This is a genomic window from Paraglaciecola sp. MB-3u-78, from assembly GCF_002835935.1.
Classification (GTDB): Bacteria; Pseudomonadota; Gammaproteobacteria; order Enterobacterales; family Alteromonadaceae; genus Paraglaciecola.
Map to the genome: position 1 here is coordinate 211,719 of NZ_PJCF01000006.1, position 24,155 is coordinate 235,873.

The 24,155-nt window shown below is 41.3% G+C and carries 24 protein-coding genes and 1 pseudogene; 15 read left to right on the forward strand and 10 right to left on the reverse strand.

Going from position 1 to position 24,155, the window contains the following annotated elements:
• Position 1 precedes the first annotated feature (1 nt).
• The 14 genes and pseudogenes from CXF95_RS15155 (at position 2) to CXF95_RS15220 (ending at position 12,721) form a co-directional block, all read left to right on the forward strand.
• Positions 2-910, forward strand: a complete 909-nt coding sequence (locus tag CXF95_RS15155) for an ExeA family protein (protein WP_101199486.1) — start codon at positions 2-4, stop codon at positions 908-910.
• Positions 907-2,052 carry a lipopolysaccharide assembly protein LapB gene (locus CXF95_RS15160; RefSeq protein WP_101199487.1) on the forward strand — a complete coding sequence of 382 codons (1,146 nt, stop codon included), beginning with the start codon at positions 907-909 and terminating at the stop codon, positions 2,050-2,052. Before CXF95_RS15155 ends, CXF95_RS15160 begins: the two co-directional genes overlap by 4 nt.
• A complete protein-coding gene (locus tag CXF95_RS15165; RefSeq protein ID WP_101199488.1) occupies positions 2,049-3,920 on the forward strand; it encodes a GspE/PulE family protein in 1,872 nt (623 codons plus the stop codon). The genes CXF95_RS15160 and CXF95_RS15165 overlap by 4 nt, the downstream gene beginning before the upstream one ends.
• Complete coding sequence (locus CXF95_RS15170; protein WP_101199489.1) at positions 3,907-5,127, forward strand: type II secretion system F family protein; 1,221 nt, start codon at positions 3,907-3,909, stop codon at positions 5,125-5,127. Before CXF95_RS15165 ends, CXF95_RS15170 begins: the two co-directional genes overlap by 14 nt.
• A gap of 4 nt (positions 5,128-5,131) precedes the next feature.
• The gene (locus tag CXF95_RS15175; protein ID WP_101199490.1) at positions 5,132-5,662 is read left to right on the forward strand and encodes a hypothetical protein; all 531 of its coding nucleotides are present in this window, start codon (positions 5,132-5,134) and stop codon (positions 5,660-5,662) included.
• 122 nt (positions 5,663-5,784) lie between these two features.
• Positions 5,785-6,369, forward strand: coding sequence for a type II secretion system protein (locus CXF95_RS15180; protein WP_101200074.1), 585 nt, complete (start codon positions 5,785-5,787; stop codon positions 6,367-6,369).
• A 384-nt stretch (positions 6,370-6,753) separates the two neighbouring features.
• A complete protein-coding gene (locus tag CXF95_RS15185; RefSeq protein ID WP_101199491.1) occupies positions 6,754-7,296 on the forward strand; it encodes a prepilin-type N-terminal cleavage/methylation domain-containing protein in 543 nt (180 codons plus the stop codon).
• A 90-nt stretch (positions 7,297-7,386) separates the two neighbouring features.
• Positions 7,387-7,947, forward strand: a complete 561-nt coding sequence (locus CXF95_RS15190) for a prepilin-type N-terminal cleavage/methylation domain-containing protein (RefSeq protein WP_101199492.1) — start codon at positions 7,387-7,389, stop codon at positions 7,945-7,947.
• Positions 7,934-8,476, forward strand: a complete 543-nt coding sequence (locus CXF95_RS15195) for a prepilin-type N-terminal cleavage/methylation domain-containing protein (RefSeq protein ID WP_101199493.1) — start codon at positions 7,934-7,936, stop codon at positions 8,474-8,476. Before CXF95_RS15190 ends, CXF95_RS15195 begins: the two co-directional genes overlap by 14 nt.
• Complete coding sequence (locus CXF95_RS15200; RefSeq protein WP_101199494.1) at positions 8,476-9,321, forward strand: type II secretion system protein J; 846 nt, start codon at positions 8,476-8,478, stop codon at positions 9,319-9,321. The genes CXF95_RS15195 and CXF95_RS15200 overlap by 1 nt, the downstream gene beginning before the upstream one ends.
• The gene (locus CXF95_RS15205; protein ID WP_101199495.1) at positions 9,311-9,751 is read left to right on the forward strand and encodes an MSHA biogenesis protein MshP; all 441 of its coding nucleotides are present in this window, start codon (positions 9,311-9,313) and stop codon (positions 9,749-9,751) included. Before CXF95_RS15200 ends, CXF95_RS15205 begins: the two co-directional genes overlap by 11 nt.
• Positions 9,751-10,182, forward strand: coding sequence for a hypothetical protein (locus CXF95_RS15210; protein ID WP_101199496.1), 432 nt, complete (start codon positions 9,751-9,753; stop codon positions 10,180-10,182). Before CXF95_RS15205 ends, CXF95_RS15210 begins: the two co-directional genes overlap by 1 nt.
• A gap of 422 nt (positions 10,183-10,604) precedes the next feature.
• Positions 10,605-12,207: pseudogene (locus CXF95_RS15215) on the forward strand (IS1634 family transposase).
• Positions 12,182-12,721 carry a uracil-DNA glycosylase family protein gene (locus CXF95_RS15220; RefSeq protein WP_232787868.1) on the forward strand — a complete coding sequence of 180 codons (540 nt, stop codon included), beginning with the start codon at positions 12,182-12,184 and terminating at the stop codon, positions 12,719-12,721. The pseudogene CXF95_RS15215 and the gene CXF95_RS15220 overlap by 26 nt, the downstream one beginning before the upstream one ends.
• A gap of 96 nt (positions 12,722-12,817) precedes the next feature.
• Here CXF95_RS15220 and CXF95_RS15225 read toward each other — a convergent pair whose 3' ends face one another.
• Positions 12,818-15,049, reverse strand: a complete 2,232-nt coding sequence (locus tag CXF95_RS15225) for an EAL domain-containing protein (RefSeq protein ID WP_101199498.1) — start codon at positions 15,047-15,049, stop codon at positions 12,818-12,820.
• A 216-nt stretch (positions 15,050-15,265) separates the two neighbouring features.
• On the opposite strand from CXF95_RS15225, the gene CXF95_RS15230 reads away from it, so the two are divergent.
• On the forward strand, positions 15,266-16,174 hold the full coding sequence (locus CXF95_RS15230; protein WP_101199499.1) for a TIGR03899 family protein: 909 nt from the start codon (positions 15,266-15,268) through the stop codon (positions 16,172-16,174).
• A gap of 18 nt (positions 16,175-16,192) precedes the next feature.
• Here CXF95_RS15230 and CXF95_RS15235 read toward each other — a convergent pair whose 3' ends face one another.
• The 9 genes from CXF95_RS15235 to pspA form a co-directional block, all read right to left on the reverse strand.
• Positions 16,193-16,894, reverse strand: a complete 702-nt coding sequence (locus CXF95_RS15235) for a phosphoadenylyl-sulfate reductase (protein WP_232787921.1) — start codon at positions 16,892-16,894, stop codon at positions 16,193-16,195.
• Positions 16,895-16,919: 25 nt separating this feature from the next.
• The gene (gene cysI / locus CXF95_RS15240; RefSeq protein WP_101199501.1) at positions 16,920-18,650 is read right to left on the reverse strand and encodes an assimilatory sulfite reductase (NADPH) hemoprotein subunit; all 1,731 of its coding nucleotides are present in this window, start codon (positions 18,648-18,650) and stop codon (positions 16,920-16,922) included.
• The gene (locus CXF95_RS15245; protein WP_101199502.1) at positions 18,650-20,458 is read right to left on the reverse strand and encodes an assimilatory sulfite reductase (NADPH) flavoprotein subunit; all 1,809 of its coding nucleotides are present in this window, start codon (positions 20,456-20,458) and stop codon (positions 18,650-18,652) included. Before CXF95_RS15245 ends, cysI begins: the two co-directional genes overlap by 1 nt.
• 98 nt (positions 20,459-20,556) lie before the next feature.
• Positions 20,557-21,306 carry a TIGR04219 family outer membrane beta-barrel protein gene (locus CXF95_RS15250; protein WP_101199503.1) on the reverse strand — a complete coding sequence of 250 codons (750 nt, stop codon included), beginning with the start codon at positions 21,304-21,306 and terminating at the stop codon, positions 20,557-20,559.
• A gap of 3 nt (positions 21,307-21,309) precedes the next feature.
• A complete protein-coding gene (locus CXF95_RS15255; protein ID WP_101199504.1) occupies positions 21,310-22,302 on the reverse strand; it encodes a DUF2333 family protein in 993 nt (330 codons plus the stop codon).
• A gap of 8 nt (positions 22,303-22,310) precedes the next feature.
• Positions 22,311-22,745 (reverse strand): copper chaperone PCu(A)C, encoded by a 435-nt coding sequence (locus tag CXF95_RS15260; protein WP_101199505.1) that lies wholly within the window; start codon positions 22,743-22,745, stop codon positions 22,311-22,313.
• 99 nt (positions 22,746-22,844) lie between these two features.
• Complete coding sequence (locus tag CXF95_RS15265) at positions 22,845-23,177, reverse strand: hypothetical protein (protein WP_101199506.1); 333 nt, start codon at positions 23,175-23,177, stop codon at positions 22,845-22,847.
• A 9-nt stretch (positions 23,178-23,186) separates the two neighbouring features.
• Positions 23,187-23,387 (reverse strand): PspC domain-containing protein, encoded by a 201-nt coding sequence (locus CXF95_RS15270; RefSeq protein WP_101199507.1) that lies wholly within the window; start codon positions 23,385-23,387, stop codon positions 23,187-23,189.
• Positions 23,388-23,462: 75 nt separating this feature from the next.
• Positions 23,463-24,122 (reverse strand): phage shock protein PspA, encoded by a 660-nt coding sequence (pspA, locus tag CXF95_RS15275; RefSeq protein ID WP_101199508.1) that lies wholly within the window; start codon positions 24,120-24,122, stop codon positions 23,463-23,465.
• Positions 24,123-24,155: the final 33 nt, after the last annotated feature.

A 24,155-nucleotide genomic window follows, 5' to 3' on the forward strand; every position in this document is an offset into this window, starting at 1 on the left:
CATGTATCTATACCACTACGGTATTAAAGAATTTCCTTTCACTTTAACTCCTAACACCAGTTACTTTTTTGGTTTGCCCAGCCATAAAGAAGCGATTCAAGTGTTATTGACTGCACTTAAAACAGGTGAAGGTTTTATTAAAGTCACTGGCGAAGTTGGGACAGGTAAAACCTTAATTTGTCGAAAGTTGTTAAACGAATTACCTGCCCATTTTGTCGCCGCTTATATTCCTAATCCATATTTAACCCCCACAGAGCTGCGCCGAGCAGTGGCGAGTGAGTTGAATGTGGTGTTAACTGACCATTCCGATCAGCAGGAATTTACACAGCGTATTCAGCAGCGCCTGATCCATATTCACCAAGAAAACAAAGGGGTCGTGCTGATCATTGATGAAGCGCAAGCGCTACCGGTAGAAAGTATTGAAGCACTCAGGTTAATTACTAATCTAGAAACCGAATCACGTAAATTGTTACAAGTGGTATTGTTTGGCCAGCCAGAATTGAACGATAAGTTGTCTTTGCCGGAGCTAAGACAATTAAAACAAAGAGTGACATTCTCTTATACTCTGCAATTGATGGATGGCGATCAAGTTTATCAATATGTAAAACATAGAATGAATGTAGCGGGTTATCGTGGGGGCGATTTGTTCGACCGAAAATGTTGCTCTTTACTTTTTAAGGCCAGCAAAGGCACCCCACGAATAGTCAATGTGTTATGCCACAAAGCTTTAATGCTAGCCTATGGCGAAGGCGTGCAAAAAATCACTGCATTACATGTGAAACTGGCGATAAAAGATACCGAAGCCGCCACGCAAACTAAATACACCTTACTCATTTCATATATCGGTGTGTTAGTTGTTATGGTCGCTTTAAGTTTTGCTTATTTTAGCTGGTTAAGGTTTGCTCTATGAGTGTAGTGAACAAAATGCTGAAGGATTTAGAAGCGCGTCAGTCTAAAACACACGAGATAAATGCTGACTACCAGGCACCGCAAAAAAAGCAATCAAAGCGATTGCTTTTAGCACTATTAATATTGTCTATTGCCGCTATCACTTTTGCCTTAGTAGATAAAAACCAGCTGTTTGGTGAAAACAAGAATACCGAAGTTATAGCCACTGTGAATACGCAACCTTTGTCTCCAGCATCTTCATTACAAAAGATGACTATTCTCACAGAAACGGCCCAGATAAAAGAGCAAATTCAGCCACAAATAGCTGCAACGCAACCCTCTAAAGATAAGGTTGAAAGGGTTATAACTGAAACCGACGTTATCTCAACAATTAAGGTGCCAGCTGACGAACAAATATTGCCTACTAAACTTGAAATGGCCGCAGATAATCCCGTTTTTTTACAAAAGATAAAAACTCAAAATATAAAAGTACAAGAGAAACAACTAAACACCCTAGACAGCAACGAACTCAAGATCCAAAGGGTACCAGAACAAACATCAAGCTTTACCATGACTGGCAGCAGTCAGGAAAATAATACTAGTAGTTTAAAACAACGAATTGCCGAGAGCCTCAACAATGATAATCTCAACTTGACACAGTCCTTATTACAGGAATTATTGGAAACAGAACCAGATAATATTAAAGCCAGAAAAAAATTAGCTTCTTTGCTTTTTGCTCAAGGCAACTACACACAATCTAGGCAGCTACTGTTACGAGGTCTTGAGTTACATCCGAACCAAAGTGATCTGAGGTTGATGTTAGCAAGATTATACATGGTTCAAAAAGAACCTTCACTCGCCATGAATATATTGTCTGAATTTCAGCCTAGCAGAGAAGACCAAACCGAATACTTAGCCTATCGCGCGGCTTTAGCGCAGCAATTAAAGCAGACAAAGCTAGCTAAGAAGGATTATCAAACCCTGACTAACATCGAATCTGATAATGCAAAATGGTGGTTGGGTTTAGCGGTTGCAGAAGATCAATTGGGTGAAATAAATATGGCGATAAAGTCCTACAATAAGGCAAGTTCACTTGGCCAATTACAAGGTTCAGTAAACGAATTTATTCAACAACGTATTACAGTATTAGCGGGCACACCATGAAACCTAAAGTCAAAATACGCTTAGGCGATTTACTTGTTCAACAAGGTATCATCAGCGAAGAGCAGTTAATACAAGCGCTTGCCGCGCAAAAAGAATCAGGCCGCAAACTAGGCTTTATGTTAATAGAGCTGGGGCTTGTGACCGAAAGCCAGCTTCTGTCGTTTTTGGCGCAACACTTAAACGTGCCTATGGTGGACATCAGTAAACATAATGTGTCGGTAGCCGCAGTGAATATGCTACCTGAAGTGCAAGCTCGCCGGCACCGAGCTTTGGTACTTGAAGACCAAGGGCACAGCTTCCTTGTCGCAATGAGCGACCCAGCAGATTTAGCGGCGCTTGATGTTATATCTGGATTATTACCCAAACCAATAAATGTAGCTGTAGTTAGCGATACACAACTGATCCTAGCGTATGACAATTTTTATCGGCGTACCGAAGAAATTGCTTCTTTTGCCCAAGAACTGGCTGAAGAATATCAAGATGAAACCGAGTTCGATTTTGACTCCGACTTAGGAGGCGAACAAGACACAGCCGTCGCTAGGTTATTGCAATCTATATTTGAAGATGCGATTCAAGCCAAAGCCTCAGATATCCATATTGAACCTGATGAAGCCTCGTTACGCATTCGCATGCGCGTAGACGGAGTCTTACAGGAAAACGTGATCCAAGAAAAAAATATCGCGTCGGCCTTAGTACTCAGACTCAAATTAATGTCAGGGCTGGACATATCTGAAAAACGTTTGCCCCAAGATGGCCGAACCAGTATGCGTATTAAAGGCCATACTGTCGATGTACGGGTTTCAACCATGCCGATCCAAGCAGGCGAATCTGTTGTCATGCGTTTGTTGGATCAATCTGCGGGTATATTGACCCTAGACCAAACGGGTATGCCAAATAATTTGTTAACGCGTTTTAGACGTTTGTTACATCGCCCACATGGTATGATTTTAGTGACCGGCCCCACCGGCTCAGGCAAAACCACCACTTTGTATGGCGCATTGAGTGAATTAAATAAAGCCGCTACAAAAATCATTACTGTTGAAGACCCAGTGGAATATAGGCTTCCTAGAGTTAATCAGGTACAAACTAATAATAAAATTGGTCTCAGTTTTTCAAACATACTACGCACCACCCTGCGCCAAGATCCTGACATTATAATGGTGGGCGAAATGCGCGACCAAGAAACCGCTGAGATTGGTTTACGTGGCGCATTAACCGGTCACTTAGTGCTATCAACCTTACATACAAACGACGCTATCAGTAGCGCAATAAGGTTATTAGATATGGGGGCTCCGGGTTATTTAGTCGCCAGTTCATTACGTGCAGTAGTAGCACAAAGGTTAGTACGTAAAATATGTGAAAAATGTAGTGAGGATTATCGACTCAATGCCGAAGAATTATTGTGGATGAACAGCTTGGACAATAATCTTAACACCATCAACTTTAAGCGTGGTAAAGGTTGTCAAAGCTGTAACAAAACCGGTTATAAAGGGCGAATAGGCGTATTTGAATTACTTGAAATGACCGAAAGCATGATGAACGCATTAAAGGTAAATGACACTGTCACCTTTTCCCAAGCAGCCCAACAAAGTCCTGGTTTTATTCCATTGGCCAAGGTAGCGCTGATGTACGCCAAGATGGGCATTACTTCAGTAGATGAAGTGCTTAAGTTAATTGAAATGGTAGCAGATGAGCGAACTATAACTCAAACAGATATCGCCGAAACTATTGAGCAAGAGTTAACACCGTCAGTGATAACACAAAATACCAATCAAACACCAACTGACGCACCACCTAAATCATCTGGATTTTCATTTGAATTAGAGCCAAAGGATCAACCATCTGGAGGCGACGGTGGCACAGTTTAGTTATAAAGCCAGAAAATCCGGCGGTGAACTGGCTACAGGAGTACTAGAGGCGCCTGATGCTTCAACTGTGGCTCAAATTTTAACTGGACGTAGCTTTATCCCCATAGAGATCATCGAAAATAGCCAAGAACAGATCAATGAAATTTCACAAATTTCGTTTTTTACACCCAAAATCACTCTCGATGACTTGGTGATATTTTCTCGGCAAATGTATTCTTTAGCCAAGTCTGGGATCCCAATTTTACGTGCGGTGAGAGGATTAGCTGATACAACAAATTCCAAACGTATGGCTGTGGCTCTGGATGATGTAGCAGATCAACTTGAACGGGGACGCACCTTATCTTCAGCCTTAAATAAACACCACAATGTGTTTGGCCGATTATTTGTGAGCATTGTGCATGTAGGTGAAAATACAGGTAAGTTAGATGACGCCTTTTTACAGTTATCATTTTACCTAGAACGCGACCAAGAAACCCGAAAGCAAATTAAAGCGGCAACGCGTTATCCTATGTTTGTGATAATTGCCATTGTAATCGCTATGGTGATCATGAATATCGTGGTCATTCCTATTTTTGCTGATATGTTTTTATCTTTTGGTGCCGAGTTGCCGCTGATGACACGTATATTGCTGGCCACCTCTGACTTTTTCATTACTAAATGGGCATATTTATTAATGGCCATTGCCCTTACAATTTTCATAATAGTGAGATATTTGCGCACCCAAGATGGCCGTTATAAATGGGACAGAACCAAATTAAAATTACCTGTAGTCGGCAGTATTTTTGAACGTACTTTATTAGGTCGATTTGCTCGTAGCTTTTCCATGATGTTGGCCTCTGGGGTGCCATTAACCTCGGCCCTTAATTTGGTAGCAGATGCCGTCAACAACGCCTTTATGGCCGAGCGTATTTTGAGTATGCGCAAAAATATCGAAAAAGGTGAAAACTTGTCTAGAGTAGCCAGCAGCAGTAAATTATTCACGCCTTTAGTTTTACAAATGATCAATGTGGGTGAAGAAACAGGACGAGTCGACGAGTTATTAGCCGAGGTTGCTGAGTTCTATGAGCGAGAAGTCGACTACGACTTAAAAGGCCTCACCGCAAAAATTGAACCTATTTTAATAAGTATTGTGGCAGGCATGGTATTAATATTGGCCTTAGGCATTTTCACCCCGATGTGGAATATGATGGGAGCTATAAAAGGCTAACTTGATGAAAAGAAACCAAGCAGCAGACGAGCGCAGTCGTAGTCTATTTATCAACATCACAGTCGTCATGGTATTTGTGGGATTAATGGTGGCTTTTATTGTGTACTTAAATGATGGCTCCACCAATCTCAGGCGTATAGCATTAGAAAATTTAGCCGATCAATTTTCCACCAGCGTGAGTAATTCACACTGGCAGTGGCAAGGTGAAGGGCGGCCGCAGATTGTCATGTTGATCACTTATTCAAATAAATTAGGCAAAAACAACACTCTAGTAGAAACAGCAAGAAAACCTATTTTCATGAGCCACCTAGGCTGGCCAAAAGCCGAACCAACCTCAGAAGGTTGTGCAGAAATATGGGATATGGTGTTAAATATTCCTATGGACATAGATGGTTTTAAGGTATTTGCTGAATATTATGATGGGCTAAAACTCACCAATAAAGCACTTGACTCTGTTTGCCGATATCGTTTATCCACTGGTCCATACTTTGAATACAAAGTATTTTTGGGTCAGGTATTAAAGGTAAAAAAATGACTTTCTTAGTTAAAAAGATCACAAGTAAAAAACCTTGTAGGAGCACCACCATGAGCGATAGAAACGGTATAGTTGTAAAAAACAAGCAGCACAAAACAATCCAATCTAGTCACACTAAAAATATGGCTTCGGGTTTTACCCTAATTGAACTGGTCATTGTAGTGGTTATTTTAGGCTTATTAGCAGCGACCGCTTTACCAAGATTGCTGGATGTTACGGCGGATGCAGAAGATGCCACCGTCGATGGTGTCGCTGGAGGTTATGCCACCGGTGTTGGGCTAGTACGAGCAAAATGGGAGTTGGAAGGGCGACCCAAAGAAAATAATGGTACTAATTTAACCTTTGTCACCATTGAAAGCATTGAAGTAGGCATTGATCAAGATACAGGTTATCCCACGGGTCAATTAAATACCGACAACAGCAGTGAAGATGACCAAATGAGCACCTTAGACTGCGAGAGTATTTTCAACTTAATCATGCAAAGTGCTCCGACTATATCCTCTGATTGGAACGATCTCCCATTTGAAGATTACCGGTATTTTACCAACGTTAGGACAGGTGTAGGTTCGGGCGGTAATGATGTATGTTATTACTATCTCACTCAAACCGTTAAAAATCGTACCACAGAGCCAACGGATAACTTAGCCGGCAATGGTTTTATCTACGACCCAAGGATTGGCCAAGTCATAGTGTTTAGTAATAATTAAAAGCAGCTAAAGGATAAAAAGCAGCTGCGAGTTTCTAGCTACGAGCCGCGAGCTAAAAGATAAGAACAAAGAATTTGAACCACGGAGAACACCGGGTGCCGCGCGCAGAGAGCACAGAGGGAAAAACAATGAATTGTGAAATCTGTTCCTCTGTGTAGCGATGCGGTCGGCGCTCTTTTTCCTCTGTGGTGAATCGCTCTTATCTTTTAGGTTTTAGCTCGTAGCTCATAGCTCAAAAAGCATACAAAGGTATGAATAAAGATATCAATAGATTAAGATATCAAGATATAATATAAGTAATCAACATTACTCGATGTTTTGATGGTATAAAACATTTAATAAATTCAGTGACTTAGTTCAAAAGCAACCTTTTTGAGGATAAACATGCAACAACAACGTGGTTTTACATTAATAGAATTAATTATCGTGATCGTAATCTTAGGTATTTTGGCTGTGACCGCCGCACCTAAATTTATTGATATTCAGGGTGATGCGACGGCTTCTACTTTACAAGGTGTAAAGGCTGCGCTGCAAGGTGGGTCACAACTTATCTATGCTAAATCTGCGGTTGCAGGCGAACAAAAAACCGCTGCAGCTGGCGACGCAACTTCTCAGGTATCGGTAGGTGGTATAACAGTTGAAACAGATTTTGGTTACCCAGATGCACATACAACAGATGTAGCTTCTCTGTCAGGTTGGGTTGACATCAACTCGACAGAGTTCACTGTTATTGCGGGCGCGGCTGGAGTCACAGCTGCAGCTGCTGCATTGCCTGGAGGAGGAACTTTTGCCATTATCCCGTTTGGTCAAACAACAGTGGACTACACTAAAACTGGAGAAGAAGATATAAGTTGTCATGTTCTATACACAGAGTCTTCAGGTGTGAACACCTCACCATCAGTAACCGCAGTCACTGGCGGCTGTTAACCCGTTAGGTTTAAATTACAGAACAGGGAGCAAAAGCTTCCTGTTCTATTTAGACAATCTCATAATGAGTCATATCACGCGAAAGTCGGCATGATGTTAAATAGCCAATGTTTCTCACTCAGACTTAAAGGCTTTACTCTAATAGAGCTGGTAATAGTGATTATTTTGATCAGTATTTTGAGTGTTACTGTTTTCAGCCGTTTTTCTGGCACCTCTGGTTTCTCGGAATACACTTACCAAGCAAGATTAATATCCACCCTACGTAATATGCAAACTCGTGCGATGCACGACACACGGGATGAATACTGCTTTCAAATCAACTTTGATAGCGTTGCCCCAGCCTTTGGTCCACCGACCCTTAGTTATACGATGGGTTCCTCTGCTGATACCTGTCAAATTAGTATTGACTTTACCAATGCCGATTACCTGACCACCAGCGCTTCTGAAATGACAGCTGCTGAAGTTAGCCTGTCAACGCTTTCCAGTTCAACACCACCCGGTTTTAGTTTCATCGCTTTTAATAGCTTAGGGCAACCTATTACTGCGACTGGGGATCTCACTTGTAGCTCTCAATGTAAAATCATCCTAACAGGTGAGTCTGCGGTATCGGTATGTATTGAGCCACAAGGCTATATTCATGCTTGCGAATAAAGCATCGGGTTTTACCTTAATCGAACTGGTGATTGGCATAGTGGTATTTTCTATTGCCTTAGTATTGTTTACCTCGTTAATTGTGCCCCAAGCAATACGCAGTGTTGATCCTATATTTCAAGTGCGCGCGTCTGAGTTAGGCCAAGCCCTGATGAATGAAATTGTCAGCAAGTCTTTTGATGAAAAATCTGATCGTACTGGCGGTGCAACCCCTTGTGATGCAACCTGCATTGGCAGTATAAATTTAGGTCCTGATGACGGTGAAAGCCGCACTAGTTATAATGATGTAGACGATTATCATGGCCTGAATGTGTCTAACGGTGATATAAAAAATAGTTTAAATGAAACCACGGTGTTAAATGGCAGCAATTTATATCAAGGGTTTAATGTGAAGGTGAGTGTTGTTTACGACGAAGGTATGGACGGCACAGCAGATAATGTGGTGGGTAACGCCAAGCTAATTACCGTAACAGTCACAACACCCAACGATGAAGAAATTATATTTGCATCGTTTCGGAGTAACTACTGATGGTCAGGATTACCAAGGCAACAGCAAAAGGCTTTACCCTTGTTGAACTGGTAACTGTGATCATAGTGTTAGGTGTGGTGTCGGTGGGTATATCAGGTTTTATCCGCACCGGTGTACAAATTTATGCTGATGTTACTGAGCGTGATCAGCTCTTGGGCGATAGTCGTTTTGTGGTAGAACGCATCCATCGAGAATTACGCATAGCGATCCCCAACAGCTCACGGGTTAAGGCCAATAATGCCGGTAATATTCAGTGTCTCGAGTTTGTGCCTGCAGCATGGGTCAGTTTCTATACCAGCTTATCTGTTCTACCAGCCTTAACAACTAGGGCCAATATTGTAGAGTTTGCAAACAATGCTGCCAATTTCAGTTTAGAAGTGAATGATTTTGCAATTGTTTACCCCACATCAAACCTCGATGTCTATGACTTAAACAACAATAAACGCAAAGTCATCACTGCTTGCACGGTGAATGATAATGACGATTGCAACCAAAATGTTGACCCTAATGGTATTGCTGAATTAACCGTTAGCGGTGCCTTTGAAGACCACTCTCCAGCGTCACGTTTATACATTGCCAGTACAGCCGTGAGTTATTGCGCCCATTCAAGTGGTGAAATATATCGGATAGAAGACGCTATCAACACAACACAAACCGTTTATTCTTCTGGCACTTTAATGGCCGAAAATCTAAAAAATAATTTTTCACAATCTAATGAAGCGCCTTTTAGAATATACGAAGCTACTTTAACCCGAAATGGCTTAGTGCATATTTTATTAGCCTTTGAACGAAACGAAGAGATTATTAACTATTCCAGCGAGGTACATATTCCTAATGTACCTTAAACGAAAAGCACTAAATTTGGCTGCGTCACCACGTTATCAACACGGCAGTATGCTAGTCATAGCCTTATTCGTCATTATTGTTTTAGCCCTTTTAGGGCTTACCATGACTCGACTGTTGTCATCGACGTCAGAAACAATTATTCATGAAGTGCTGGGGCAAAGAGCCATAAACGCGGCCAGATCCGGAATAGAGTGTGCAGTGGCAGCTGAGGTTGGTGCAGGCTGCAGCAACCCTGCTTTCAAAGACCTTAGTGGTGTAGCCGGCTTAGAAAATTGTAATTACAGCGTAGCAGCAATGCCACCTAAGACCATTACAGACGGCGGCAGTACATTTACCTATTTGACATTTACTAGTACTGGGCAATGTACAGCAGGTAAAATAAACGTGACACGTATTGTGTATGTTGATGCGATGCTGGAAGAAGACTAATGAGAATTATTGTTTTCTTTTTGCTTTACCTGTTTAGCGTCAATCAGGTTATTGCCACGGGCCAATGTAGCGCAGTATTTCCTGATGGAGCTTCTACACACAGTGCTGGTGGTAGTGTCTCTTTCGGACACAATGCTCAATTAATAGGTAGTAATAACAATCTACTCGCCACCACTACAATCAGCAAAAATGATGGTTCAACCAAAAACACGGCTGACTGCGTAGCAACAGGAGCGCCCTCAGATCCGGCCTCAAGTGTTAGTTTTGAGACCACAACAAGCACAGTAGATGTTGCCGTAGCGTTTAAGGGAGACGTGGTTGTAGGAAGTGGCAGTTTTTCTGACAATGAATTCAACGAAATCAATCCCGGCGGCTCTTCAAAAGCGAGTATTACCTTTTCAGATACTCACAGTATTTTTTTGTTAGCTTAGTTTTGGGCTGTAAATAAACCTAGTATCTACAAGCTGGCACCACCTATCAGAGCGACGAAGTTGCAGAGACTGATTTTGGCGATATCTGTGACTTATCTCCGCCTGTGGTGCTTGAGCCAATCTAAGATTATCGGTTTGATGCATGCAGCTACACTGGGATAGCCGGTGATGTTATTGATCAAACAGGTAATTATAATGGGGGCTCTAACGGCGTAACACCCAACAATGACTCAGCAATTATCAATAAAGCACTGGACCTAAGTACCAACAATACCAGTGATTGGGTTGGTGTACAACTGTCGTTCCGCACTTAAATTAACCATTAATTTTGGTCAATAAACAGACGATTTAAAGAATAATGAAAAAAAACTTGACGTAGATCTCAGATCTTGATCTATTACTCTCTTTTGAGAGCTAGAATTATGTCCTCACCTTTTACTAAAACATTAGAACACCACGGTCTGGTTGCCGGTTTTTGCAAAGAAATCCGCTTAGCCCAAATTATTGATCAAGCTCTTGGCGTCTCAGACAAGAGAAATATCAGCTTTGGACAGCTCTTTGTCGCCATGATTATCAATGGCCTGGGCTTTACTGGCCGTACCCTGCATATGTACAGCGAATATTTCGAGGACAAACCTCTTGAGCGACTGATTGCACCCGGGATCGAGCCTGAGCATATCAACGATGATGCCCTAGGTCGCTGTCTGGATGCGCTGTATGAAAAAGGCGTTTCAGCCCTTTATCAAACCCTTGGTGAAGCCGTAGTTAAACACCTAGACTTGCCTTGTGACTCTGTTCATCTCGACTCCACGAGTTTCCATTATGACGGCCAAGGTAGGCCAGCAGAGGATGAGTTCAACTGCATCCAGGTCGCCAAAGGCTACTCCAGAGAGCATCGACCTGAGCTCAATCAGGTGATCTTAAATCTTATTTGCGAAAACCAGTCGGGCATTCCGGTATATATGAAGCCGTCCAGCGGCAACACTAATGATATGGAAGGTTTCAAAAAAATTGTTAAGTCTCATATCCAAAGCTTAAAAGCCGCACAAGCGAGCCGCTATCTGGTGGCCGATGCGGCGCTGTATGTCAAAGAAAGTATTGTTCATCTTGATGCAATCAATCAGTTGTTTATTACCCGTGTTCCTCAAACATTGAACGAGGCGAAAAGTTTAATCGCTCAAGCCCATCAACTGGACTTTGTTGATATAAGCGACGGTTATCAAGGCGTGTGGCACGAAACGAGCTATGGTGATGTGGCGCAAAAATGGTTGCTGGTATGCAGTGAGCAAGCCAGAAAACGTGAAGGCCATAATCTGGATAAGCGGATGCTCAAACAGTTTGAACAAGGCCGTAAGTCCTTCAAGAAATTGGGTCAACAGGAGTTTGCATGCCAAGAGGATGCCAAACAAGCTTTAGCGCAGTGGGAAGTCAAACAGCCTTATCTGATGGTCGACAGCCAGATCAACAAGGTGCCTGTTTACGCGGGTGCAGGGCGCCCTTCCCAGGACAAACAGCCTAAACGTGAGTATTATCACATCACAGGGAGCCTCTATACTGGTCTTGCAAAACGACAGGATGCGTTGAAGCAGCTGGGCTTATTTATCATCGCTAGTAATGATTTAGCGGATGATTTAAGCATGGAAAAGATACTCAGTACCTACAAATCCCAGCAGTCCGTAGAAAAAGGCTTTCGATTCTTAAAGAGCCCCGACTTTTTAACCAGTGCTATTTACCTTAAAAAACCAGAGCGTATTGAAGCACTACTGATGGTGATGACCAGCTGCTTAATGGTTTACGCTTCGTTAGAACATCAAATACGTAAACAGTTAAAAGTCCAAAACCGTTACTTCCCAGACATGAAGAAGAAACCCAGTCAAAACCCCACCGCCCGTTGGGTATTTTCAGTGTTTTCAAGGGGTGACCCTCTTGAATATTGAGGGGAAAGAGTTAGTGGTAAACCTAAAAGAACGACAAAAAATAATCATTGATTGTCTGGGCAGTGAATACCAGCATATTTATTATTAAAAGTGGTGCGGAAGATCGGTTACAACATTCAGGCAATGCAAAGTTCATTCTGATTGGTCAGGCGCCGGGAATTAAAGCGCATCAAAGCAATAAGCCATGGAATGATGCGTCAGGAGAAAGGTTACGTTTGTGGTTAGACATGACGGAACACACATTCTACGACAAAAACACCTTATCTATTGTGCCCATGGAGTTTTGTTATCCCGGCAAAGGAAAGTCCGGCGACTTGCCACCTCGGCCAGAATGCGCACCAAAATGGCATTCTCTGCTGGTACAACAAGATACATCTAAAGTTATCCTTTTAGTTGGTAAGTACGCACAAGACTATTACTTAGCAGACAGAAGAACATTAACTGAACGGATTAAAAACTGGCGTGAGTACCCAGTTCACTTCCTGCCATTACCCCACCCTTCACCAAGAAATAATATTTGGTTGAAAAGAAATCCATGGTTTGAAAACGATATATTGCCGCAAATGCAAAAAATACTTAAAGCCAAGATGCAGGCTAATTGATCTGGGATCAGAGTTTTGTAACTCAATGCTGTCATTGGTTACCTGTATCAATACCCTTTAAAAATACTCAAAGGTATTGTTTATACTGAACTCAAGTTATTTATCTTGCGATGCTAAAAACACGAGTAGTTGTTCATAAGGCATAGGTTTGGCAAACAAAAATCCTTGAGCTTCATCACAGCCTAACTTCAACATATAACTAGCCTGCTCTCTTTTTTCAACGCCTTCTGCAATTGTTGATAAACCGAGTTTATTACCTAAAGTCACAATAGTCTCAGCAATAAAGGCAGACTTACCAGGCGTAATTTCGTTGACAAAAGAACGATCGACTTTTAGTCGATCAAGTGGTAGTTGTTGTAGATAACTCATTGAGGAGAATCCAGTACCAAAATCATCAATCGCTACTTTGACTCCAAAGCGCTTCAATTCTTGTAAAGCTTCAATCACAATATGAGGCTCATCCATCACTACGCTTTCAGTTATTTCTAACTCTATCCTATCTGGCTCAACAGCAAATTTTGTAATGATGTTTTTTACGGTTTCAATAAAATTAGGGTCTCTGAATTGCGGCATAGAAATATTGACAGCCATTCGCAAGCTTGTGTAGCCTTGTTTAGACAGAGCACTTAATTTTCGACATGATTCTTCCAAAACCCAAATGCCAATATCAATAATCAAACCTGAATACTCAGCTAAAGGAACAAATACCGCCGGCGAAACAAAACCACCATCAGAAGTTGGCCAGCGCAATAATGCTTCCATCCCAACTATTTTTTCAGTCACTAAATCGACTTGGGGTTGATACCAAAGTTGCAATTTTTTAGCTTCAAAGTCCCTAGTTAATTGTCTAATCATGTCCAAACGCCAAGTTGTTTCCTCTTCCATTTCAGGCGCATAATATTCAAAATTCGTATTTAGATTTTTCTTGGCTTTATTTAATGCGATATTACTATGCTTGAGAATATTGATACCGGTTTTTAGGTTTCCATCTAAACGACAAAAACCAAAAGAGGCCGAAAGCGGTAATGTATGCTCCCCCCCTTTGAAAGGTGGCACAAACATTTCATTCAATGTTTGAGGATTGACAAAGAAATCTGCACCGATTAGGCCAAAAACGTCTGAGCCAATACGGCCCATTTTCACCTTATCTAAAAAAGTTTCTTGTAAGCGTTGGGTGACGGCCAGTAGTGTACTATTACCAGCATCGGGGCCCAGTCCATCATTAATATCTGCAAAATGATTGATGTCAATTAATGCCACAACTGAATTTTCGATGCTGTTTTTAGCAGCGCCACAATCGTCCAACATGTTGATGAATTCACTGCGGTTAGGCAGCTTAGTTAACCAATCCTTAAAGGCAGCGGTGCGGAGTTGATGAAATAAATTAACGTTTTCATAACCAATAGAGATACTCGATAAAAACACTTCTAATAATTGTTTATCGACCAAACTGATTTCTTTACCTATTTGTAAATAAACAGCGGCTTCATAACCGGAGCTATTAAGATATAGCACGGAAAATTCATTCTCAAATATATGTTTTTTAAGCTGCAAACAACTGTTAACAAATTTAACGATTCGTAAATTATGTAAGTTTTCTAGTCTTTCATTGATGTAGGGGGCAAATTCACCAGCAGCGCCAAGGACATAAACGCCATCGTCCTCTTTATCCAATACGGAGCCTGCTCTTGCACAGACAACGCCACCTGCTTCTAAGCCAATCAGTGAACTAATTTGAGTCACTACACCTTCACAGAAACTCTTAATAGAATGCTCTTCCATTAAGTTTGCTGCGGACGCTATAATTTTTTGTAAGCCTAGACGGCTTTGATTAATTGACAATATCTGTTGATAAGAACGCAAGGAAGCAATAATGGTTGTTACCAATTTGCTCCGAGTCAGTTCTGTTTTGGTTTTGTAATCATTGATATCATAATCTTTAATGACTTTTTCTTCAGGTGCATATCCAGGCTGACCAGTTCGTAAAATAATACGAGGTTCCAAAATCCCCATTTCTTCGCGCATTATTTTGGCCACAGTTAAGCCCGCATCATCAGCTTCCATCACCACATCTAATAAGATGATGGCAATAGATGATCCCATATCTTCAATTATTTTTAATGCTTCGGCACCAGAATAAGCATGTATAAAATGCAAGTTTTTATCATTGACCACCAAATCTGATAGTGCAAGCCTAGTGACCGAGTGTATTTCTTCATCATCGTCAACAACTAATACATTCCAGATACCTGTAATTTCTGGTGTGTTTGAGTAAGTATCTTCTGATAAAAAAATTAATTCATCATTTTCGTATTTACTAGGGCTCATTTTTATTCCAACAAGGTTGAAATCCTGCTGTCAGGAGCAATCATGCCTTGTTCTTTAAATTTATTTCACTCCAACACAACACGAAGAAAAAGCTATGAGAGTATGAAATCTATTGCGGATTTTATTTAAATTTAACATTTTTATTTGCTCATGTAACATGAATTAACGCAATATACAGGTCAACTACACAAAATTTAAATCAGCGTTTTAAGTTTCATGAAAATTGAGCCGAATTCTTCGTTAATTACAAATCAGTTAAAACCTATTCTGTCGCAAAAAACAGGGGAAGGGGTGAGTGAAGCTAATACACAGTCTGAAAATAGGATAAGCAAGCAATCAAGTCAAAAACGTATTGTTAATTGGTTTTCTCAGGCAGGTGTACAAGGGGAGAGTCGCTCTTTTAAAACCTCCACCAGTAATGAAAAAATTAAGCGTAAAAATGAGTTATTGGCTCAAAGAAAATTAATTAATTTAGAAAACATCCTAGGTAGAGCGTTAGATTTTTGTCTCGATGACGGCAAAGAAGAAGAATTAGATCCCGATTGGTTTTTTAGTTTCGTGAAAATGGCAGAGGAAATATTTTCTCCTACCATGCAGGAACTATGGGGTAAGATCTTTGCGGTTGAGACAGCAAGACCAGGGAGTTTCTCTTTAAAAACCCTAGGTCTATTGAGACAGCTGACACAAAAAGATGCACAAATTTTTCGCAATGCAGTCAATCTATCGAGTAAACGCAAAGGTGAATCTACGCCTAAACTTTTACTTGGCTATTATCAAAAAAAGAGTATTTGGTCGTTCTTTAATTCGAACAAGGACCATAGACTTAACTTGGCTGAATTTGGATTAGGTTATACTGATATTTTGTCACTAATGGACTTGGGGTTAATACACCATAGTGAAATTGAGTCCGGAGAGTTACCTATCGGTATTTCTGTTGAATGGCGTTGTGCAGGGCAAACATTAGATCTATGTGCAAAGGGTTCAGGCACGACATTGGTTTATTACAAATTCACTACTACAGGTGCTGAATTAAGTAAATTGTTGACGCGAAAACAACAAGCCATTTATGCTAAGTCACTAAGGGAAGCCTTAGACAATGCTTTTAATATCCTCGATAACATTTAGAGGATTAGTGCGAAATCACTAGATCCCATCACCAAATTCATGTAGCCCACATTCTCTTTTTAATCCGTAGAAACGCGTATCTTGTTCATTCATACCCTCTTCCAAGGAACGAGTACTGTGCCAATCACCAATAGATACATACCCTTTTTCCCACAAAGGATGGTACGGCAGGTTATGTTCTTTTAAATACAAATGAATATCTTTGTTCGACCAATCAATAATGGGATATATCTTATATTGATTATTCAACTGCTGCACAACGGGTAAGGTTTCTCGCATGTCAGACTGACTGCGGCGCAATCCAGCAAACCAACTTTTTATTTGCAAATCATTTAACGCTTTTTGCATTGGCTCGACTTTATTCAGCGCGTTGTACTTTTCAATACCTTCTAGGCCATGTTCCCACATTTTTCCCATACGGGCTTCTTGCCATGCGGAGGAAACATCTGCCCGATAAACCTTCAGGTTAAGGTTGAGACGTTCTGTTAACTCATCAACAAACTGATAGGTTTCAGCAAACAAATAACCTGTATCTGTCAGTACAACGGGTATATCAGGATATTGCTGCGTAACCATATGTAACATCACAGCCGCTTGGGCGCCAAAACTTGATGACAACATAAAGTTGTGAGGCAAGTGTTCTAAAGCCCAAGCAACACGTTGTAAAGCAGACTGCTTTTCTAAGGCAAGATTAGTGTGAGCTAATTCGTCGCCTGACATACTCAGTGCGGCACTGTCTACTTTGTTAAATTGAATAGCTTGGGTCATCATAAAAGTCCTTGGCTGAGTCAATAACAGGTTTGACGACTTGTGCTCTGATAACAAAATCACCAAAAGCTTCGTTAGCATCACGTTCTTTAGACCAGCGGCCTATTAAGTTATCTAACTCACTCATGATTTCTTTTTCATCGATATTTTCACGGTACATTCTAGGGATCCGTGTACCTTGACGGTCACCACCTAAATGGAAGTTGTATTTGCCTGGGCCTTTACCCACCAAACCGACTTCTGCCAACATAGACCGGCCACAGCCATTAGGGCAACCGGTAACACGATAAATGATACTTTCATCCTGCATACCATGCTTGGCTAATAGCCCTTCAATCTCTGTCACCGCATCAGGTAAATACCTTTCTGCTTCAGCCATCGCTAATGGGCATGTTGGTAAAGACACACAGGCCATCGAATCTCTACGCTGCAAACTCACATCATCAGCCATTAACCCGTGCTCACGTGCTAGCTTTTCAATCTGCGTTTTTTGCTCAACGGGTACCCCAGCGACTATCAAATTCTGATTAGCCGTTAGACGAAAATCACCTGTATGTATTTTTGCAATTTCAGCACAACCAGTTTTCAGTGTTTTGCCTGGATAGTCTAAAATTCGGCCGTTTTCGATAAATAAGGTAAGGTGATGCTTACCGTCTACACCTTCAACCCAACCAATGCGATCACCACGTGAAGTAAATTCGTAAGGGCGGCTTTGTGCAAAACTAATTCCTGAGCGTGTTTCTACTTCCGCTTTAAAGTTTTCAACACCAACACGCTCTAACGTATACTTAGTCTTCGCATTTTTACGATTAACACGGTTCCCCCAGTCACGTTGAGTAGACACTACCGCTTCAGCTACAGCCAAAGTGTGCTCTAAGCTAATATACCCAAAGTCATCTGCTTTACGTGGGAAAGTAGAGGTATCTCCATGAGTCATGGCTAAGCCACCACCCACCAATACATTAAACCCCACTAATTTTCCATTTTCGGCGATGGCCACAAAATTCAAGTCGTTAGCATGCACGTCTACATCATTTTGCGGCGGAATAACCACTGTCGTTTTAAACTTACGAGGTAGGTAGTTATTACCTAAGATAGGCTCTACTTCAGTTGTTTCAGATTTTTCGCCATCCAACCAAATTTCAGCGTAGGCACGCGTTTTAGGCAGCAAATGTTCACTGATTTTCTTCGCCCACTCATAGGCTTCTTGATGTACTTCAGACTCTACTGGGTTAGAGGTACACAACACATTACGGTTTACATCCCCGGCAGTCGCAATAGAATCGACGCCAACCTGATTAAGCATTTGATGCATAGATTTTACGTTAGGCTTTAATACTCCGTGAAACTGAAATGTTTGACGGGTAGTTAAACGAATACTGCCATAGATACTTTTTTCTTCCGCAAACTTATCAATCGCCAACCACTGCTGCGTAGCTATGATGCCTCCGGGTAATCGGGCTCTTAACATCACATTTTGTAGTGGCTCTAATTTTTGTTTAGCGCGCTCTGCACGGATATCACGGTCGTCTTGCTGGTACATGCCATGAAAACGAATAAGCTGGAAATTATCGCCAACAAATGCACCGGTTAAATCATCGTTCAAATCTTCTGCAATGGTGCCACGCAAGAAATCACTTTGGCTTTTAAGGCGTTCGTTATCAGCTAACTTGCCTTCAACGACGAAATTTTTGTGGTCTTTACTCATTAATAAACGTCCTTCTGGTAACGTTTTGCACGGCGCAAGTCAGAAACATACTGTTCTGCTTGCTCTTCACTTTTAGCGCCATGTTCAATCACAATTTGCACTAAAGCGTCTTGTACATCTTTGGCCATATGGTTGGCGTCACCACATACATAAAGGTGGGCGCCTCGCTCAAGCCATTGATAAAGCTCAGCGCCTTGTTCAAGCATACGATGCTGCACATAAATTTTTTGTTCTTGATCTCTGGAAAATGCCAAGCTGACTTTATTTACCACCCCATCTTTTACAAAACGCTGCCATTCTGTTTGATACAAGAAGTCCTGAGTATAATTGGGGTTACCAAAGAACAACCAGTTTTCACCACTTGATTCTTCCGCTTCACGTTGTTGCATAAAGGCTCTGAAGGGCGCGATACCTGTGCCTGGGCCAATCATGATGACAGCTGTGTTGCCATCATCTGGTAAGCGGAAGTTGTCGTTTGACTCAACAAACACATTCACTTCACCACCTTCATCTAAACGAGTAGACAAGAAGCTAGAAGCACCACCTTGATGAGTATGACCGTGAGCCTCATACTCAACTAAGGCAACGGTAAGGTGCACTTCATCTTCTACTTCTGCTTGGCTAGAAGCGATAGAGTAGAGTCGTGGTGTCATACTTCTTAACGCATCAACAAACTGCTGAGCAGTGATCTTAGCGGGAAACTGGCGAACAACATCGATGATTTGACGTTTGGTTAAATACTCACGCAATACAGACTTATCATCCAACAATGCATTAAGTTCGACATTTTTTGCATATATTGCATATTTGCTGACAAAAGTCGGATAACTTTGGGTGAGCTCTAATTGATTGACCAATACGTCGTTAAAACTGTAATCATCACCTGACCAGCCAACCAAGGTATCACTTTGTAAACCAATTTCAGAAATTAACTCAGCAACTAAGCTTGCATCATTTTTATACCAAACACCTAATGCATCACCGGGGCGATATTGGATACCTGAATCTTCAAGGGATATCTCAATATGACGAATATCCTTAACTGAATCTCGGCCAGTAATTTTAAGGCTTTCAAGCAAGGTTGCGGTATATGGGGATTTTTTAGTGTATTGACTGGCTACTACAGAACTAGCGCCCAGATCCAACGATGGTATGACAGATTGCATACTTTTTGCACCCAACTCATCTTTTACTTGATGTGTGATGGTTTCGAACCAAGCCGTTACATCTGCGTCGTAATCAACGTCACAATCAACCCGGTCAGTAATTCTGGTTGCGCCCAAGTCTTGTAAACGTTTGTCAAAATCTTTCGCTGTTTGGCAAAAAAACTCGTAACTTGTGTCACCTAAGCCCAAAACCGCAAAATTTAAGTCTTTGAGTTTAGGTGCTTTTTTCCCAGCTAAAAAGCTGTGCAGTGCAACCGCATCATCTGGTGCTTCGCCTTCACCATGGGTGCTAACAATAACGACCACATGACTTTCTGTTTTCAGCTGCTTGTGCTTATAGTCTGCCATACTAACTATTTTCGCTGGAACATTTAGCGCGTCTAATTTGGCTTTATATTCCTTGGCAACAGATTTGGCGTTACCCGTTTGTGAACCATACAAAATAGTTAAAGACTTTGCTGAGCTGCTATTGGGTTGAGATAAAACAGCAGACTGGCCATTTTGCGCCATCCCAGCTAAGTAACCACTCAACCAAGTCAGTTGTTGAGGATTGAGAGAGGCCGTAGCCTGATTAATTTGAGACCACTGGTTTTCATTTAAACCTGCGGCAAGCCCAGTGGCTTGATTTATTACTGATGACATAGAATCGCTAACCGTTATTAACACAACTATAGGTTAGCGATATAAGGACATAACTGGAAAGAATAAAAACTAATTTTTTATAACCAAATCAGATGAAATTAAAAATGCACCTCTAATCCCGCATATGCACCTTTAAATTCGAGATCAGAGTATATGCCATCCAAGTCTTCCAACTCTAAGGATACTGAACGATAACCGAGTTGAAAAGTAACGTCTATTGCAAGGTTTTCCATCAAACTGTAAGTAATAGCAGCCTGATAGTCTGACAAAGTATGATCATCAACACTTAAAAAACTACCTTCTACAAATGCACCAAAACCAGTAAATGGAACACCAACAGCCAACCTAGAATGAACCATCGGAACTGGTCCAGAAAACTCTTCTCTACCAATTTCACCATCAACTGTAACCAAAAACTCCCCATCAATATATTTTGCATTGAGGCCAACGTCGAAACTAACTAAATCATTATCAAACAATTCGTAATACAGGATGAAATCGGTAGTCGTTAATGATACATCTGTAAAAGCATTACCATTAGCAGCAAAAACTTTGTCACCGAATGTAAACTGAGCATCCAAGATTACATCACCTTGGGTATCCATAGCAGTTCTTTGCACTTTAACATTTGGGATTAGCGGAATAGGATGTTCAAAAGCCACATACAGATTAGAGTTACTCTGATCTTCGAAATTAAAATCAGCATTACTGCCATCATTTGAAAACCCACCTGATGTTTCCATATTCCAACCTTGTGCACCGACATATAGCCCAAGTAAAGTGTCAGCTTGACTTGTAAAACTTGCACATAGTGCTAATAATCCGATAGATAGCGTGATTTTTTTCATTATTTATCCTTGATTTAACAATTCACTTAGTTCGATTAAAGCAGCATTTGCACGAGAAATATAGTTCGCCATCACTAGCGAATGATTAGCTAACGTACCAAAGCCACTGCCATTTAATATTATTGGGCTCCACAAAGATTCTTGTGTCGCCTCTAGCTCACGGATGATTTGTTGCAGGCTAATCTTGGCATTTTTCTTCTCAAGTACATCTGCAAAATCCACTTCTACTGCTTTTAAAAAATGTATCAATGCCCAACTTGCACCTCTGGCTTCATAAAAATTATCATCTAACTGCCACCAGCTGGTTTTTTCAGCCAGTCTACTTGCCGTTGGCGTAGACTTAATAGCTTGAGCATCACCTGCTAGGCTTGTATCAAGCCGCTCTTGACCAACACTGGCACTTAAACGTTGTGAAAAACTACCTAAACGTTTCTCCAGCTGTTTCAGCCAATCCCTTAAATTATCTGCTCGTGCATAGAATTGCCCCTGCTGTTGGCGGCTATCAGATAGGCTACTTCTGTAAGCATATAAATTATCTATGCCTTCTTGATACTTGGACTCTGCGGAAGGCAACAACCAACTTAAGCTATCAATATTAAATTGAGGTTGGGCTTTGGTTAAGAAAGGGTTTTCTAAGGATTGGCTTTGTGAACGGCTAAAGTCTTGGCGCATCGCTAGGGCCAAATCTCGCGTCATTTCTAAAGCCCCAAACTCCCAGCTAGGCATATTGTCCATCATGACACTAGGCGGCAATACATCATTTGACAAATAGCCACCAGACTTGTTTAACAAGGTTTCGGCAACTTTAATTAAACTAGTCGTAATCGTGTAACCCGCTACAACAGACTCATTTTTCTGGCTAGCTTGTTGCTGGGCAAGCAGCTCAGGTTCAAATAATTCAGGCTCGAAGCTCCAAAACACTGACAAAACCCATAACAAGAAGATAAGTAGTACAGCAGTGCTAAATAGCCATTTTGGTGCAAGATATTGTTTCATGTTTTTTCCTAATGATGTTTGTGTACAGACGGCCTGGCGACATTAGCCTGGATGACAATGAACTCACCGTCTTTGGTCTGCAAACTGATTGCTACAGATTGTCCTTCTAACAAGGGCTGTTTCAGCCCAAATAGCATAAGGTGTAGGCCGCCGGGAGCAAATTGTACGCTCTCACCTGGTTGAATAACGACCTCTGACTGTTGTTCCATACGCATCATATCATTAACCATTATATGGTTATGTATTTCTGCTTTAGTAGCAAAATCCGCCGAAGCACCGATCAAAATTTGGGTGGTGTCTGAGCTGTTTTGAATAGAAAAATATGCCGCGGTGTTAGGTACGCCAGGAGGCAGTAACCTGACAGTTGCTTCTGTTACTATTATTTCAGCGTAAATTACACCCGTTACTAATAAACTACCCAGCAATACAATTAATCGAAGCATAAATCACCCACATATAAAAACTTACTTCCGATTATTCAGTAATTTTAATGAACATACCATCCATTAAGCACAAAAGTTTGACCGAGATCGTTGATAACATCAGTAGGCGGCTGTTTGTTTGTCTCTCACTAAAAGAAAAATCACCATGGTAAATAAGATAACCGGCCAAAACACACTTAATTCGGCAACAAACAACCCCACCCCTCCAGCAATTAGGGCGAAAGCTATAGCAGCAAAAATGCTAAAAGCGATGATAAAACCAATGACAACCAATATTGCCACTACGCCTGTTAGTGCGATAATGGAAGTGATAGGTTCAACATCATGCTGTGCAAAGGAAATATGTAAATCTAACCACTGGCTTGCTAAGTAGCCTAAGCTGTACGTCAACACAATCGCTATCAACACAGCCAGTATTATGTTTTTGAACATACAGCCCCCCTATCTGTTTGGGATCAGGATTGTCGCTGTGATATAAGCGATAGCAGTGACTGTAGGTAGCGCGATTAAACAGACTACTGCTGCTACTCGAACTAACAATCTAGGTACACTCCAATGTTTCGCTAAACCGGCACATACACCCGACACTTTACGATGTATTGGATCTTTGTATAATTTGTTAACTTCAAAATAACGACTCATGTTTTTCTCCTATAACTTCAAGTTTCTGCGGCTAGCGGCAATGTTGATCGCCACTAGCGAATTGGCAAATCAACACTAAGCCACCTTTTTACGTAAAGCTTCTAGCTCTTGCTCAATTTGACTCTCAGCTTCAAGTTGATTGAACTGTGCGTTCAAACCTTGTGACTCATTAACAAAGTCGTAAGCATCGACTTGTGACTCTAGATCATCAATTCTGCGTTCATATTGTTCAAATCGAATGATCGCGTCATCAATTTTGACTGAATGAGCTTTATTTTTAACGGTCATGCGCACAGCTACCGAACGCTCTCTAACAATCAGAGATTTTTGTTTAGCTCGGGCTTCCACTAGTTTGTCTTGTAGTTTTCCCATATCGGCTTGTAATTTAGTAAGCGACTCTTCAACTACATTTTGCTCCTCAGCTAAAGCTGATAATTTTTGCTGACTGTGGTGCTTTTCAACCAATGCTGCTCTGGCTAAGTCTTCACGGCCTTTCTCTACCGCTAAGGTCGCCTTTGCCTGCCATGCATTTATCTGTTGTTGTAGTTTGTCCACTTGGCGCTGAACCTGCTTCTTTTCCGCTAGGTTAGTAGCCGCAACTGAGCGTAACTCAACTAAGGTTTCTTCCATCTCTTGAATAAGTAACTTAATCACTTTTGCGGGCTCTTCTGCCTTATCTAAGATGGCATTGATATTGGCTTGTACTATGTCTGACATTCTCGTAAACATACCCATTTTAATTTCTCCAATAATATTAATCAGTTTCCT